A 15,178-nucleotide genomic window follows, 5' to 3' on the forward strand; every position below is an offset into this window, starting at 1 on the left:
GCGTATTGATGCTGAAGTTGCCACGAATCGTAGGGGTCGACCATTTGTTCCGGTCAGCGCGTATTGATGCTGAAGTTGCCACGAATCGCAGGGGGCGATTTTTTTTCCGGTCAGCGCGTATTGATGCTGAAGTTGCCACGAATCGTAGGGGTCGACCATTTGTTCCGGTCGACCCGCGTCACAGGAATGCACTAAGCTGAAGGTTTTCTGCCGTATAAGTGAGCCTGCTTTATGCTGTATCGCCGTTTTGAAAGGATGATCGACATCTTCAGGGATGCCCCGGCCGACACGCCGCCGGATAGTCTGTGGGCGTTCTATCGCTTTTATCTGCGCCAGGTGTGGCAGAGTTTTGCGCTGCTGCTGGTGATTGGCCTGGTGGCGTCACTGATTGAAGTGGCGCTGTTCCGCTACCTCAGCCGCATTATCGACCTGGTCAATGCCGGACCGGCAGCCACCTTCTTCAGCGACCACGGCGGCGAGTTGCTGTGGATGGTGGTGGTGGCCCTCATCTTCCGCCCGCTGCTTATCGGCCTGCACGACCTGCTGGTACACCAGACCATCAACCCCGGCATGACCAGTATGATCCGCTGGCAGCATCATAACTACGTGCTGCGTCAGAGCCTCAACTTCTTCCAGAGTGACTTCGCCGGGCGCATCGCCCAGCGCATTATGCAGACCGGTAACGCGCTGCGCGATTCGGCAGTGCAGGCGGTGGATGCACTGTGGCACGTGGTGATCTACGCCGTCACCACGCTGGTGCTGTTTGCCGAAGCCGACTGGCGGCTGACGATTCCGCTGATTATCTGGATTATCGGCTACGTTCTGTGTCTGCGCTATTTTGTGCCGCGCGTTAAAGCGCGCTCGGTGGCGTCGAGTGATTCGCGCTCGCGCCTGATGGGCTGCATCGTCGACGGCTACACCAATATCACCACGCTAAAGCTGTTCGCCCACAGCGACTTGGAGCGCCAGCACGCGCGCGAGGCGATTGACGACCAGACGATGAAAACCCGCAGCCAGGGACGCATGGTGACCAATATGGACGTGGTGATCACCACGCTGAACGGCCTGCTGATCGTCAGTACCACCGGGCTGGCGCTGTGGCTGTGGACGCAGTCGCTGCTTAGCGTCGGGGCGATTGCGCTGGCGACCGGGCTGGTGATCCGCATCGTCAATATGTCCGGCTGGATTATGTGGGTGGTGAACGGCATCTTCGAGAATATCGGCATGGTGCAGGACGGGCTGTCGACCATCGCGCAGCCGGTCAAGGTGCGCGATAAAGCCAACGCCGCAGCGCTCAAGGTCAATCAGGGCGAGATCCACTTTGACGCTATCCGCTTTAACTACGGCGGCGAGCGCCGGGTGATTGATGATCTGCAGCTGACCATTCGCCCCGGTGAGAAAATCGGTCTGATTGGCCCATCCGGCGCCGGGAAGTCGACGCTGGTCAACCTGCTGCTGCGCCTGTATGACCTCAACGGCGGGCGCATTGTGATTGACGGCCAGAATATTGCCGACGTCAGCCAGGAGAGCCTGCGCGCGCAGATCGGCATGATCACCCAGGATACCTCGCTGCTGCACCGCTCCATTCGCGACAACCTGCTGTACGGCCGCCCAAATGCGACCCAGCAGGAGCTGATGCAGGCGATCCATCAGGCGAAAGCCGACGAATTTATTCCGCTGCTGTCGGATTCGCTGGGGCGCACCGGGCTGGACGCGCACGTTGGCGAGCGCGGCGTGAAGCTCTCCGGCGGCCAGCGCCAGCGTATCGCCATCGCACGCGTGCTGCTGAAGGATGCACCGATCCTGATTATGGATGAGGCTACCTCGGCGCTGGATTCCGAAGTGGAAGCGGCGATTCAGGAGAGCCTGGAAACGCTGATGGGCGGTAAAACGGTGATCGCCATTGCCCACCGCCTGTCGACCATTGCCCGTATGGACAGGCTGGTGGTGCTGGAGCAGGGACGGATTGTTGAGATCGGCAGCCACAGCGAGCTGCTGGCGAAAGGTGGCCTGTATGCGCGCCTGTGGCGGCACCAGACCGGCGGATTTGTCGGCGAGGAGTAAGGAGCGACCTTTTTACGCTCGACCCGCACATCAGCCCGTAGGGGCGAGGCATGCCTCGCCCACGCACCCGGCGTTTCCTGGCGAAGGTGCTGTAGCGTCGGATTGATACCGTCACCGCGGGTCAGGCATGCCTGACCCCTACGATGTTTATTCAACCGGTAGGGGCGAGGCATGCCTCGCCCCTGGCCATCAGCCTTTGTAAGGTTTCAGTTCCAGCCCGTAAGCCACGCCGTTGACGTAGACCTTCAGATGCTTAGTTGATGCATTAAACTGGTCATTATTCAGCACCTTGCCGCGCATCAGCAGCTCATTGTCGTTATTAAAGCCGTAGCCCACTGCCGGGCGGCCCTGCCAGTGCTGGTGGAAAGCGCTATCCGGTGCGGCATCCAGTACCGCAATCTCTGCGGCGGTGGCGGCACGGTAAGCTTTATCAAACATAAAGTGCACCCCGGCGCTGAAGCGGTCGAGGGAGTTGGTCTCCAGCAGCGCGCTACAGAAGCCGGTATACACCGCAATCTTGACGTACAGCCTGGTTTTTTGACCCGAACTGCCCGGCTGCAGCAGCACGCGCGTGACCGGGCAGGAGCCCTGACCCGACCAGGTGGCGATATAGCTCTGGTCGCCGGTTTTTTGCAGGAAAATATCGGCGGCCCCTTCGGCGGTGCGCTCCGTGGCGTCAATCTGGGTGGTCGGCATACTGCTGTAGAACGCCGTACCGACAATACGAATGCGCGCCTGAGTGGTGTTATGGGAGAAGAACAGCTCCCCAACGTAAAACCACTTCTCCTTGTCGCTGCGGTTATCCATGCGCTCGTTGCCCGGCGTGGTGAGATAATCGTAATTCAGCGAGCCGGTGATTTTAATCCCGTGGCTTTCAATGTCGACATGCCCCTGCTCATAAACGGACATCTCCGGCCACTCTTCAATACCGGTGGCATCGTCAAAATCGAAGCCCTTACCGGCCTGCACGTTAAACTGCTGATTGACGATGCGCGCACGGTAACAGCGCATCGGGTTCGGGCAGGTCTCCAGGTTGAAAGCTTCGATGGTCCACTGGCCGTAGGCGATATTACCGGGATATTCGGTGTGCTCGATCCAGCCATTGTAGATTGCCGACTGCCCGGCACGCTGCAGATCGATGGCGGGATTCGGGCCGGTACTGCGCTGAATATTGAAGTTGCACAGCTCAATGGCGGTGATATGGTCCCATTTGCCCTGTACCTGACCGGACCAGTGGCCGTAAACCACGGTGCCGGTACAGTCGCGGGCGTACCACTGGTCAATTTTACAGTCGAGGGTGTCAACCAGATCGAGCGAGCGGCCGCCCATGTTGTAAAACATCACGCTGGTGACGCGTACAAACTGGCCGCCGGGAATAATGTTTTTAAAGAAGCCTTTGGTGTTGCGTGCGCCGTCTTTACTTTCGCCGTCGATAATCAGGCTGGAGACTTCCATATAGCGCGCTTTGACGGTGAACATCACGTCATTCTTTTTATCTGACACTAACTCTGTTGAGGGGTAGTAACCAAAGTTAACGTGCTCCCCTGCCACGCGGAATTTTGGAACTTCTGCGGCGGAAATATCAAATTTTGACAGCATAAACTTGCCGGCGGGAAATTTAACGCCGAGGGTAGGGTTAACGCGCTTTGACCAGTTCCACATCCACTCTACCGCCTGTTTACAGTCGGTTTTACCGTCGGCCAGCGCACCAAAATGGACCACGGTCACTTCGTTATAGTCGGTGAGCACGCGCTTCCATCTTTTTCCACCCGGGGTCTGAATAACGACACCGTGGTCGTGCGGGGTGGTGGTATCCAACATATCGTAAACAAACAGCCCGCCGCCCATTTTATAGTCCTTTTTATACTCCAGCACCATTGCCATCTGGCCCATATCGGTGGGCTCAGTGGTACGCAGATCTTCCAGAGTTTTACAGGTGATGATGGAGGTAGGGATGGTGCCATTGGTATTGTTAGAGCTGGTGGTATTCTCAGACATAAGGCCCCCGGCAAAGTGGAAGGTGTACAGGTAAAATCCACTTAAGTATATTCATGGAAAATATCGCCGATGCGGCAGGGCCAGGCTAAATGCAGTGGTAAAATCTAGATATTTGCCTTAAGTCTTAAAATGAGACTGTTGTGTTTCATTATTTTTGATTGCTGCCTAAATATTTACCAGAATAACCTTAGTACGATTCTGCTCATGGCAGGCACTGCCGGGAAGAGGGAAGCAGGGGGTAAACGGGGCGGGCATGCCCGACCCCTTCGATGAATCAGGCGGGCCATGCCTCGCCCGCACTTATACTAACGGTTTCAGCTCAAGGCCGTAAGCCACGCCGTTGACGTAGACCTTCAGCACCTTATTAGCCGTACCCGTCTGGGTGCTCGCCAGCGTCTTGCCCTGCAGCAGCAGCTCGTTGTCATGATTAAAACCAAAGCCCACGCTGTTATTACCCACCCAGTGCTGGTGATAGACATTGGTGTCGGTCAGCGCCGCTTCCAGCGTGGCGCTCTCCTCCGGGGTGGCGGCGCGGTAGCCTTTGTTAAACATAAAGTGCACGCCACCGGTATAGCGGTCGTTGGCGTTGGTATCCAGCAGAGCGACCACGTTAGAGAGCTTGGCCAGCTTCACATACAGCTTCGTGTGCGAGCTGCTGCTGCCCGCCTGCAACATCACCCGCTTCACCGGGCTGGCTCCCTGGCCGGACCAGCTGGAGATAAACCCGCGCGTGACCTTTTGGATAAAGATATCCGCAGCGCCCTCGGCGGTGTTTTCACTGAAGCCAAGCTGCGGGACATCCTGCTTGGTAAAGGTGGCAGAGCCGATGACGCGCAGATGCGCCTGGAAGGAGTTTTGCGTCAGCAGCAGCTCGCCGACATAAAACCATTTTTCATCGTTGCCGCTGTTAAACATCCGGTCGGGCGAGGTCAGATACTGATAATTCAGCGAGCCGTTAATTCTGACGCCGTGGTTTTCAATACGCACATCACCCTGCTCATAGAGCGATATTGCCTCCCAACGATCTCCGCTCTGGGAAAAATCCATAGCGGTGAAGGCCTTGCCCTCGGCATCCTTATTATTTTGTTCATTGTGCTGCAGGTTGATAATGCGGCTGTAATGGCACTTCAGCGGCGCTTTACAGGTTTCAATGTTCAGCCCGTTAATCGTCCAGTGGCCGTTGGCAATGGTGCCCGGATCGTCCGAGTGCTCAATCCAGCCATTCCAGATAAATGACTGCCCGGAGCGCTGCAGGTCGATCGCCGGTTTTTCTTTACTGCGCTGAATATTGAAGTTGGTCAGCTCAATGGCAGTGATGTGATCCCATTTCCCCTGGGGATTATCAGACCAGGTGGCGTGGATAACCGAGTCATAGCAGTCGCGGGCGTACCACTGGTCGATCTTACAGTCGAGCGTGTCGAGCATGCTGATGGATTTGCCGCCCATGTTATAGAACATCACGCAGGAGACGCGGACGAACTGGCCGGCTTCGACGATATTCTGATAGAACCCCTTAGTATTTTTAGCTTTGTTATTTTCGCCGTCGATAATCAGGCTGGAGATCTCGGTATAGCGCGCTTTAACCTTAAACATCACCTCGCCATCTTTTCTATCGGAGAGCAGGGTGGTGGCAGGCAGATAGCCAAAGGTCACGGTCTGGCCCGATACGCGGAATTTAGGCGTTTCCGGGGTGACGTCAGAAATATCAAATTTTGACATCATAAATTTCCCGGCAGGGAATTTAATGCCGATTTCCGGGTTATATTTTTTTGACCAGGCCCACATATATTTTACAGCATCGATACAGTCAGTTTTACCGTCCGCCAGCGCGCCAAAATCCACCACGGTCAGGGCGTTGTGATCGGTCAGTGCACGCTTCCAGCGCGCCCCTTTAGCCGTGACGAAATTCACGCCGTTATCATCGGGCGTGGTGGTATCGCTGATATCATAAACAAACACCCCGCCGCCCATTTTATGATTTTCGCTGTACTCCAGAACCACCGCGAGCTCACCAACGGCGGTAGGTTCGGTCTGGCGCAGGTCGGCCACGGTGCGGCAGGTGGTGACGGCACTATTGCCGCCGGTGGCTGAAGTGAGTTCCATCACCACTTTGCCAAACTCTATTGCTTTGCCGCTGGTGTCATAAACCTTCAGACTGTTTCCGCTGGTGGCAGCAGTGACGGCTTCATTACTGGCAGGACTGGCAGGTTTTTTAGCTGGCATCTTATTTCCCAGTGAATATAACGTGAATGGATACAATCCACTAAAGTATATTCCGGGAAGTTTTTTGCATCATGGCAGGGCCAGCGTTAATAAAATAAATCAGCAGAATAAGACACCAGTCTGGCGTTATTCTTATTCTGCAAAAAATATTACCAGATTATCCTTAGTACGATTCTATTTACGCCGGGGACTGACGCCACGGCAGCGCTGAACGCGCTTCTTCCGCCCAGGCGCGCACGCCGTCGCGCTCCTGCTGAAGAAAGTCGGCTACCGCATCGTGCAGGCCGGGGTGGCGCAGCCGATGCCACGACTCGGTCAGGACCGGTTCAAACCCGCGGATCAGCTTATGCTCGCCCTGCGCCCCGGCATCAAAGCGCTGCAAACCGTGGGCGATGGCGTACTCCATCCCCTGCCAGAAGCAGGTTTCAAAGTGCAGGCGGTTGAACTCCTCCAGACAGCCCCAGTAGCGGCCGTATAAGGTATCGCCATCCACCAGGCTGAAGGCCATCGCCACCGGGTCGCCGTGCTGGCTGGCAATGATGACGCGGATGGCCGCGGGCATGCTTTGCGCCAGCAGGCTGAAGAACAGCCGCGTGAGATAGGGCTGGCGACCGCGTACGAGGTAGGTGTTGGCGTAGCAGTCGTAGATAAAGTCCCACTGCGCCTCGCTCAGCTGTGCGCCCTCATACCAGGCAAACTCCACGCCCTGGCTGGCGACCAGCTCGCGCTCTTTGCGCAGCTGTTTGCGCTTGCGTGAGGTCAGCAGATCGAGGAAGTCCTGAAAGTCGCGAAAACCGCGGTTGTGCCAGTGGTACTGGCAGCCCAGGCGCGGCAGCCAGCGTTCATCACCGGCTAAATGCTGATGCACGCGCGCATCGCTAAAGTTGATATGCGCGCTGTACAGCGCCTGCTGTTCAAGAAACTGCGGCAGCGCCTGCAGCAGCCGGGCGCCCGCGTGCTCATTCCCCAGCAGGCGCGCGCCGCTGACCGGGCTGAACGGCACCGCCGACAGCCACTTGGGATAATAAGGAATACGTGCCCGCTGGCTGGCTTCGGCCCACGCGTGGTCGAAGACGTATTCGCCCATCGAATGGGTTTTGGCATAGCCGGGCATCGCCGCCAGCACCTTATCCCCCTCGCACCACAGCAGATGCTGCGGCTGCCATCCCGTGGCCCGGTTGACTGAGCCGCTCTCCTCCAGCGCCGATAAAAAGGCGTGGCGCATAAACGGCTGGGCATTCGGGGTCAGGGCATCCCACTGACTGGCCGGGATATCGGCCAGCTGCGTCAGAAGGGTCAGGGACATCGGCGTACTCCGCGTGCAGAACTCAAACCCCTAAACTGACGCTTTTTCCTGCGCGGATCAATCGCTTCTCTGCTTCTGCTGCATGTAAAGAACCTCATACTCATTCTCATTATCATTTGGCTTTGCTATTCTTGGGCAACTTATGCGCGCTGTGCCGCGCACGGCTTACCGGTTTAAGGGCGGATTTATGGCGGATGTTCAGGGTTATCGCTTGTTCAATGTAGTACTGGCACGCAAGCAGGTACTCTCTCCTTCGATGCTGCGCTGTGTGTTCAGCGGTGACGAGGTGCGCCAGATGAAGTTGGACGCGCCGGACCAGCGCATCAAGCTGCTGTTCCCGTCGATCAACGGCACGCCTGCCACGCTGACCGATGAGGGCGAGAAGACCTGGTGGGAAAAAGTGCGCGCGATGCCGCAGGAGACGCGCCCGATTGCCCGTACCTACACTCTTCGTCACCTCAATGCCGGGGCGGGTGAAGTTGAGGTGGAGTTTGTGATGCACGGCACCGAAGGCCCGGCGTCTGCCTGGGCGCTAAACGCCGAGCCGGGCGCGGCGCTGCAATTGGTGGCGCCCAACCGCGCTTGTCCAACCAGCAGCGGCGGCTATGAGTGGGACCCGCATCCGGAGGTGGAGCGCGCGCTGGTGGTGGCGGATGAAACCGCGCTGCCGGCGGCCAGGGCGATCCTTGAACAGCTGGCCGGGTGGCAGAACCCGCCGCAGCTGCAGCTGTTCCTTGAAATGCCGAAACGCGGCGACTGCGTCGATCTCAGCCACTATCGGTTTGCCGAGGTCCACTGGCTGCCGCGTGAAGAGAGTGGGGCATCGCACGGCGAAGCGCTGCTGAGCGCGGTAAAGCAGCAGGTTAAGCTGCCGGAAAGTGCGCTGGTGCGCGGCGAACTGCATGAGGAGCAGGATGGCGATATCCTCTGGGATCGCGCCGACAGCGGCGACAAGCGCTTCCACGGCTGGGTGGCCGCCGAATCCAGCGCCGTTAAGCAGCTGCGTCGCTATCTGATTGGCGAACGCGGCCTGTCACCGGAGTGCATTAGCTTTATGGCTTACTGGAGCCGTGGCCCGATGCGCCACGATTAGCGCACCATCAGCTGCGGGCTGACGTTTTTCAGCAGGTCGTAGAACCAGGTTTTGGCGGTGATATCGCCAATCTCGGTATGGCCATACAGGTAAACTTCCAGATTTGGCAGCTCAAACGGCAGCTCGATAATGCGCCCGTTGCCGCGCGCGACGTAAATCTTCGCCGCGCTGGTCGGCAGCGTCACCAGCAGCTCGGTGGCGGCAATCACTTCGCCTAACGCCGCAAAATGCGGCACTTCCAGCGCGATTTTGCGTTCAAAACCGTACTCGCGGATGCGCTCCTCCACCATGTAATGCCCGCTGATGGTTGACACGATAATGTGCTGTTCTTCCAGATAGCGCTGCAGGGAGAGCGTGTTGCCGATGCGCGGATGCGCCGTGTTGAGCAGGCAGACATAGCGCTCATCCATAATGCGGTCGCGCTGCGCCAGCGAAATCGTTTCGTTGCGGCTGCACAGCGCCGCGTCGATTTTCCCGGTTAGCAGCCACTCATCCAGCTTACGCATCTCGACGGGGATCACTTCAAGGCGCACGTTGGGCGCAATTTCACGCAGGTGCTTTACCAGCCGTGGCAGCAGCAGCAGCTCCCCGAGATCGGACAGCGCGAGGGTGAATTTGTGAAAAGATGTTTCCGGGGTGAAGCTACGGGTATCCGCCACCGCTTTTTCTATCCCGCTCAGCGACTTCTTAAATACCGCATAGAGCTGGCTGGCGACCGGGGTGGGCAGCATCCCCTTGCGGCTGCGCTTAAACAGCTCATTTCCCGTTTCATCCCGCAGCCGGGCTAGCGCGTAGCTGGCCGAGGGCTGGGTGATAAACAGTCTGTTAGCGGCGGCGCTGACGCTTTGCGTTTCAAAGATGGCGATAAACACCCGCACCAGGTTGAGATCCATCATGGCTGACATATAGTTGAATCCTATAATTGGAGATTCATATTATCTATTTGAACTATTTTAATCCTTCACCTAATATCCCTTCCATAATTATTTGATATGTTCTTTCATTTTTTTCATATCGCTATAAAAAACATATAAATCAATAAAATAACTAACTTGTTGTTCCGTTTTACCCAAAATAATTCGCGTGCAGGCAGGCGGCTATAGCCAACGCACCTGCGGCTTGAAGTATGAGGGGTAAGGCAGGAGTGGGCGCTTTCTGTCGCCTATCATCGCGGAGTATCCATAATGAAACATGAAATTGTCGACGTCATCGTTGACTGGATTGACGATCACCTGGAAGAGGGCCTCAACATTGAGGCGGTCGCGGCGAAATCTGGCTACTCAAAGTGGCATTTGCAGCGGGCATTTAAAGAGCAGAAAGGCATTACCCTGGCGACGTTTATTCGCAGCCGCCGCCTCGACCAGGCCGCGCAGTGTCTGGTCAGCTCGACCAAAAGCATTATGACCATTTCGATGGATCTCGGTTTCTCATCCCAGCAGTGTTTCCAGCGGGTGTTTAAAAAGCACTTCAACGTGACCCCGCGCGATTACCGTATCCAGCACCGTCAGTACCATTAAGTTCGGGAAAATCATGCAACAGTTTGTTAAATCAGCCATCGTCGTCGCGCTGTTCAGCGCTTGTGCCACCGCTCAGGCCGCCGAAGGGATCAACCACTCAGCGGCCAGCACCCAGGCCGACACGCCTTTCAGCTACGAGCGCCAGCTGCAAAAGGTGATGCGCCCGATTAACGACCTGCTGCCCCCTGACGACGTGCAGGAAGGGCAGGCGTCACGCTCCTGAGAACGTAAAATCGCTTAAATTCCGCTGTTTATCAGCGCGCGTCTTGAAAAAGTTCATACTGCATCGGCTATACTGTGCGCCCTGTTGAATTGCGAACTGGATGCTATGGAACGTTTCGTCGAAAACCTGATTTACTCTGCGCGCTGGCTGCTGGCACCGATTTACCTCGGGCTGTCGCTGGGATTGGTGGCGCTCGCCATTAAGTTTTTCCAGGAGCTGTTCCACCTGCTGCCGCACGTGCTGGAGATGTCGGAAAATGACATGGTGCTGGTGCTGCTTTCGATGATCGACATGACGCTGGTCGGCGGCCTGCTGGTGATGGTGATGCTGTCCGGCTATGAGAACTTTGTGTCGAAGCTGGATATTGGCGAGCACAAAGAGAAGCTTAACTGGCTGGGCAAGATGGATTCCGGCTCGCTGAAGAACAAAGTGGCGGCCTCGATTGTGGCGATTTCATCCATTCACCTGCTGCGGGTGTTTATGGATGCGAAAAATATCCCGGATAACAAGCTGATGTGGTATGTGATTATCCACCTGACCTTCGTGCTGTCGGCGTTTGTGATGGGTTACCTGGACAGTATGTCGCGCAAAGAGAAAATTTAACGCTATTCGCCGATCGGCACCGGTCGCCCCGGCATTTGTGATCGGCACGGGTTGCCCCGGCATTTGTAGGGGCTGACCCTCTGTTTCGGTCAGCCCGCTAGCACGGTGCCAACCATCGGCACGGGTCGCCCCCTACGACATTGCCCGGCGTCGGTTGCTGACGGCGCCGAACGCCACAACCAGCAGGGCGCCCACCGCACCGGCAATCCAGTGGATATAAGGGATAGCCGCAGTATAGCGTAGCGCCGCCGGGTCACTCACCAGCATGGTGCCGGCTATCCAGCCAATCAGCGCGCCGCCGACGATGACGATAAACGGGAAACGCCCCAGCAGCGTCAGCACCAGCTTACTGCCCATCACGATAATCGGGATGCTGATCAGCACGCCGAACGACACCAGCCAGACATTGCCCTTACCCGCTGCGGCCACCGCCAGCACGTTATCCAGCGACATCACCACATCGGCCATGGTAATGGTCAGCACGGTTTTCCACAGGCGGCTGTCGCTGGCGACGTGCGCTTCCTCTTCTTCGTTCGCCACCAGCTTAAAGCCAATCCACAGCAGCAGCAGCGCGCCGACAATCTTCAGCCACGGCACCGCCAGCAGCTGCACGGCAATCACTAGCAGAATCACCCTGGCAACAATCGCCCCCAGCGTGCCGAGGATAATCGCCTTCTTTTGCATCTGCGGCGGCAGCTTGCGGCAGGCCATGGCAATCACCACGGCATTATCGCCGCCCAGCAGCAGGTCAATTAGCACGATTTGCAGCAGGATGATGGCAATATCGAAATGTTCAAACCACATAAGCACTCAGTCAATTTACAGGGAAATATACCCTTCATACTTCAAGCTGCAGGTGCGTTGGCTACAGCCGTTCACCCCAGTCACATAGCTATCTATGCTCCTGGGGACTCACAGCTTTGCCGCCTTCCTGCAACCTGAATTATTTTGGGTATGATAAAGGTCAGCGGCGGAACTCATCGGCGCTAATCTGGTACTTCTTGAGTTTATTATATAATCCGGTACGTGACAGCCCCATTAACTGAGCCGCCTGGCGCAGGTTGCCGTTCAGCGAGTCGAGCGTGGTGATGATATGCGCCCGCTCGTGGGCGTCGAGCCTGGCCGCCGGCTGCGGTTCATGACGGCTGGCACTGCCCGGCTGCGCGCGCTGCGTCACCTCATCCGGCAGGTCCTGCACGTCAATAAACAGCCCATTGTTCATATTGATCACCCGCTCAATAATATTTTCCAGCTCGCGCACGTTGCCTGGCCAGTCGTAGCGGGTCAGGGCGTCCATCGCCCCGGCGGTGAACTGCACGTTGACCTTTTTCAGCTGGGTGCAGACTTTCTCGCGGAACCACTCGGTCAGCGCCGGAATATCGCTGCTGCGCTCGCGCAGGGCCGGGATCGCAATCGAAATCACATTCAGCCGATAGTAAAGGTCGCGGCGGAACGCGCCGCTCTCCACCGCGTTGATCAGGTTGCAGTTGGTGGCGGCAATAATACGCACGTTGACCCCGATCGGCTGCGACGCGCCGATGCGCACCACTTCACTCTCCTGCAGCACGCGCAGCAGGCTGGTCTGAGCCTCCAGCGGCATATCGCCAATCTCATCGAGGAACAGCGTACCGCCCTCCGCCAGTTCAAACTTGCCGGCGGCACCGCCGCGGCGCGAGCCGGTAAATGCACCGTCGGCATAGCCAAACAGCTCGCTCTGCACCAGGTCCCGCGGCAGCGCGCCGCAGTTAACGGCGATGAACGACTCACCGCTGCGCGGGCTGTCGTTGTGGATAGCCTGAGCAAACAGCTCTTTGCCGGTGCCGCTTTCGCCGGTCAGCAGTACCGTGCTGTCGCTGCGGCAGCAGCTGCGCGCTTTATCCATCGCCGCCTGTAGCGCCGGGGCGCTGCCGCACAGCATCTCGAAGGTGTAGCTGGCGCTGGTGCCCATCACCCGGCGGGTAATTGCCCGGATGCGCTGGTTCTCCCGCAGGGCGATCACCCTGCCGCCGCCCGGTGCGGGCATCACCGACACCAGGCAGGAGACGCGCTGATTGTCTGCCGGCACAAACACCAGCTCGCGGTCATTGCAGAAGGTCATGCTGGCGAGGCGGGCATTCTCCGGGTTAAGCACCTCATCCACCGGCTGCCCGGCGCGCACCCCGCGGTGGAAGATCTGGCGCGCATAGCGGTTAATGGTTTTGATCGTCCCGCGCCGATCCAGCACGATCACCCCTTCGTTAAGCGTTTCGAGGATCGACTTCTGCTCCGCCAGCAGCGCGCGCAGGATCAGCTGCTGTCCAACCGCTTCGGCGGCGGCCTGCACGGTGCCGAGGGTGTGATAGTGAAAGTTATCCTGGCTGGCGGTCAGCGTCAGCACTCCGATCATGCGGCCTTCGGCATCGCGGATCGGGGCGGCGGCGCACTGCAGATGGCGCTCGCGCAGGGCGATTTTCCAGTTTTCGCCGCTCAGCAGATAGACCAACCGCTGCTGCTCCAGGCAGCGGCCGGTACAGTTAGTGCCAAGCTCAGACTCGCGCAGGATGCTGCCGACCGGGGTGAGATCGCGCCCGCAGCAGGAGAGCGTCACGCCCTGCGCATCGGTCAGATTAATGTGGCCGTCCGGGTTATACGCCAGCAGATTTTCCATAATGCTGCCCGCCACCGCGATCAGTTCCCCGTTCTCCGCCAGGATCTGCTTCAGCTTCGCCTCCGGGGGAGAGCGGTAGGCGAAGTGCGCGGGATGAATTCCAGCGGCGCGGCTGCTCTGCCAGGAGCGCAGCACCTCAGGGCGCAGGAATTCCGGCTGCTCACCGTGATTAAAATCCTGCCATGCCTGCTCCAGCAGGCTGTCCCAGCGGCTGGCCTCCTTTCCTTCCGGCAGGCTCATCTTGCCATCATATTCAGCCTGAATGACGCCGACGAGTTCTGGTCGATTCATCGTGTTCTCCCCGCTATTGGAATGTCCATTTTATCGACATGTAAAGTTGACATGTTTTTTTTATGTTCATTCTGTGAGCGAGGCGAACAGAGAAACGCGCGCAGCGCGGGACTCTGCACTCTGGCATAGCGTTTGCTTATGTCTGTTAAAGCCGCATCAGCAGGCGAACCAACCAGAGGGAAATCACGATGTCAGCAACAGATAACAGCGTACGAGTGGGATTAATTGGCGCCGGGCGCATGGGGAGCTTCCATGCCGCTTCGCTGGCGCAGAAGGTGCCGGGAGCGGTACTGGCGGCGGTGGCGGACCCGGTTGCAGGGGCGGCTCAACGCCTGGCAGGGCAGCTTGGCGCGGGCAAGTATTACAGTGAACCGCAGGCGATGCTCGACGACCCGGAGATTGATGCGGTGCTGATTGCCACTCCGGCGCGGACCCACGCGCAGCTGGTCGCGGCGGCAGCGCGCGCCGGTAAACATGTGTTCTGCGAAAAGCCGATGGCTATCACGCTGGAAGAGGCTGACCACGCCATCAATGCGGCAAAACAGGCAGGTGTGGTGCTGCAGGTCGGCTTCAACCGCCGTTTTGCCCGCGGCTTTGCTGCGGCGCTGGCCGAGATCAAGGCCGGAGATATCGGCTCCCCGCAGCTGATCCGTTCGCTGACCCGCGACCCGGCCCCGCTGCGCGACCCCAGCGGCATCCCGCCCTGGACCATTTATCTGGAAACGCTGATCCACGATTTTGACATGCTGCTGCACTGCAACCCCGGCGCGAAAGCGGTGGAAGTTTACGCCATCGCCGACGCGCTGGTGCGCCCGGATTTTAAAGATAAGGGGCTGCTGGATACCTCCGTGGTCACCATCCGCTTTGATAACGGGGCCATCGCGGTGGCCGACGCCAGCTTCCAGGCGGTTTACGGCTATGACGTACGCGCCGAGGTGTTCGGCAGCAGCGGCATGCTGCAGATGGGCAATATCAACGTGAATAACTGCGTGCGCTACGGCGCCGCGGGGATCTCCATCGACACCTCGCGCCAGGATACCGACCTGCTGGCCGAGGCCTATATCGCCGAGCTGACCGAGTTTGTGCGCTGTGCCGCCACGGGTGAGACCCCGCGTGCCAGCGGTGAAGACGCGCGTAACGCGCTGCAAGTGGCGCTGGCCTGCATCGCTTCAGTCCAGCAGGGTAAACCTGTTCAGCTAAGAGGGGTATGACA

General features: G+C 58.1%; 12 protein-coding genes. 6 read left to right on the forward strand and 6 right to left on the reverse strand.

Annotated elements, in window-relative coordinates; translation table 11 throughout:
* Positions 1-231: 231 nt before the first annotated feature.
* Positions 232-2,064 carry an ABC transporter ATP-binding protein gene (locus tag QLG07_RS06285; protein WP_282468785.1) on the forward strand — a complete coding sequence of 611 codons (1,833 nt, stop codon included), beginning with the start codon at positions 232-234 and terminating at the stop codon, positions 2,062-2,064.
* Between the two features lie 189 nt (positions 2,065-2,253).
* Here QLG07_RS06285 and QLG07_RS06290 read toward each other — a convergent pair whose 3' ends face one another.
* The 3 genes from QLG07_RS06290 to QLG07_RS06300 all read right to left on the reverse strand — a co-directional run bounded on the left by QLG07_RS06290 (position 2,254) and on the right by QLG07_RS06300 (position 7,591).
* Positions 2,254-4,062, reverse strand: coding sequence for a hypothetical protein (locus QLG07_RS06290; protein ID WP_282468786.1), 1,809 nt, complete (start codon positions 4,060-4,062; stop codon positions 2,254-2,256).
* A gap of 300 nt (positions 4,063-4,362) precedes the next feature.
* Positions 4,363-6,285 carry a hypothetical protein gene (locus QLG07_RS06295; protein ID WP_282468787.1) on the reverse strand — a complete coding sequence of 641 codons (1,923 nt, stop codon included), beginning with the start codon at positions 6,283-6,285 and terminating at the stop codon, positions 4,363-4,365.
* 178 nt (positions 6,286-6,463) lie between these two features.
* Entirely contained in the window at positions 6,464-7,591 is a 1,128-nt protein-coding gene (locus tag QLG07_RS06300; RefSeq protein ID WP_282468788.1) for a GNAT family N-acetyltransferase, read from the reverse strand.
* 187 nt (positions 7,592-7,778) lie between these two features.
* Between QLG07_RS06300 and QLG07_RS06305 the strand changes: the two genes are divergently transcribed.
* Positions 7,779-8,684: a siderophore-interacting protein gene (locus QLG07_RS06305; RefSeq protein WP_133622469.1), complete on the forward strand. Its 906-nt coding sequence runs from the start codon at positions 7,779-7,781 to the stop codon at positions 8,682-8,684.
* Here QLG07_RS06305 and QLG07_RS06310 read toward each other — a convergent pair.
* A complete protein-coding gene (locus tag QLG07_RS06310; protein WP_099753337.1) occupies positions 8,681-9,589 on the reverse strand; it encodes a LysR family transcriptional regulator in 909 nt (302 codons plus the stop codon). The genes QLG07_RS06305 and QLG07_RS06310 overlap by 4 nt on opposite strands.
* Positions 9,590-9,868: 279 nt before the next feature.
* On the opposite strand from QLG07_RS06310, the gene QLG07_RS06315 reads away from it, so the two are divergent.
* The 3 genes from QLG07_RS06315 (at position 9,869) to QLG07_RS06325 (ending at position 11,027) form a co-directional block, all read left to right on the forward strand.
* Positions 9,869-10,201 (forward strand): helix-turn-helix domain-containing protein, encoded by a 333-nt coding sequence (locus QLG07_RS06315; protein ID WP_048917798.1) that lies wholly within the window; start codon positions 9,869-9,871, stop codon positions 10,199-10,201.
* A gap of 13 nt (positions 10,202-10,214) precedes the next feature.
* Positions 10,215-10,424: a hypothetical protein gene (locus tag QLG07_RS06320; RefSeq protein WP_048917797.1), complete on the forward strand. Its 210-nt coding sequence runs from the start codon at positions 10,215-10,217 to the stop codon at positions 10,422-10,424.
* A gap of 105 nt (positions 10,425-10,529) precedes the next feature.
* Positions 10,530-11,027 carry a TIGR00645 family protein gene (locus QLG07_RS06325; RefSeq protein WP_048917796.1) on the forward strand — a complete coding sequence of 166 codons (498 nt, stop codon included), beginning with the start codon at positions 10,530-10,532 and terminating at the stop codon, positions 11,025-11,027.
* A 132-nt stretch (positions 11,028-11,159) separates the two neighbouring features.
* On the opposite strand, the gene QLG07_RS06330 is transcribed toward QLG07_RS06325, so the two are convergent.
* Entirely contained in the window at positions 11,160-11,831 is a 672-nt protein-coding gene (locus QLG07_RS06330) for a TerC family protein (protein WP_048917795.1), read from the reverse strand.
* Between the two features lie 160 nt (positions 11,832-11,991).
* Complete coding sequence (locus QLG07_RS06335) at positions 11,992-13,965, reverse strand: sigma 54-interacting transcriptional regulator (RefSeq protein ID WP_282468789.1); 1,974 nt, start codon at positions 13,963-13,965, stop codon at positions 11,992-11,994.
* 188 nt (positions 13,966-14,153) lie between these two features.
* Between QLG07_RS06335 and QLG07_RS06340 the strand changes: the two genes are divergently transcribed.
* Positions 14,154-15,176 carry a Gfo/Idh/MocA family oxidoreductase gene (locus QLG07_RS06340; RefSeq protein WP_282468790.1) on the forward strand — a complete coding sequence of 341 codons (1,023 nt, stop codon included), beginning with the start codon at positions 14,154-14,156 and terminating at the stop codon, positions 15,174-15,176.
* The last annotated feature ends 2 nt before the right edge of the window (positions 15,177-15,178 follow it).

The sequence above is a fragment of the Erwinia sp. V90_4 genome, from assembly GCF_029967685.1.
Classification (GTDB): domain Bacteria; phylum Pseudomonadota; class Gammaproteobacteria; order Enterobacterales; family Enterobacteriaceae; genus Erwinia; species Erwinia aphidicola.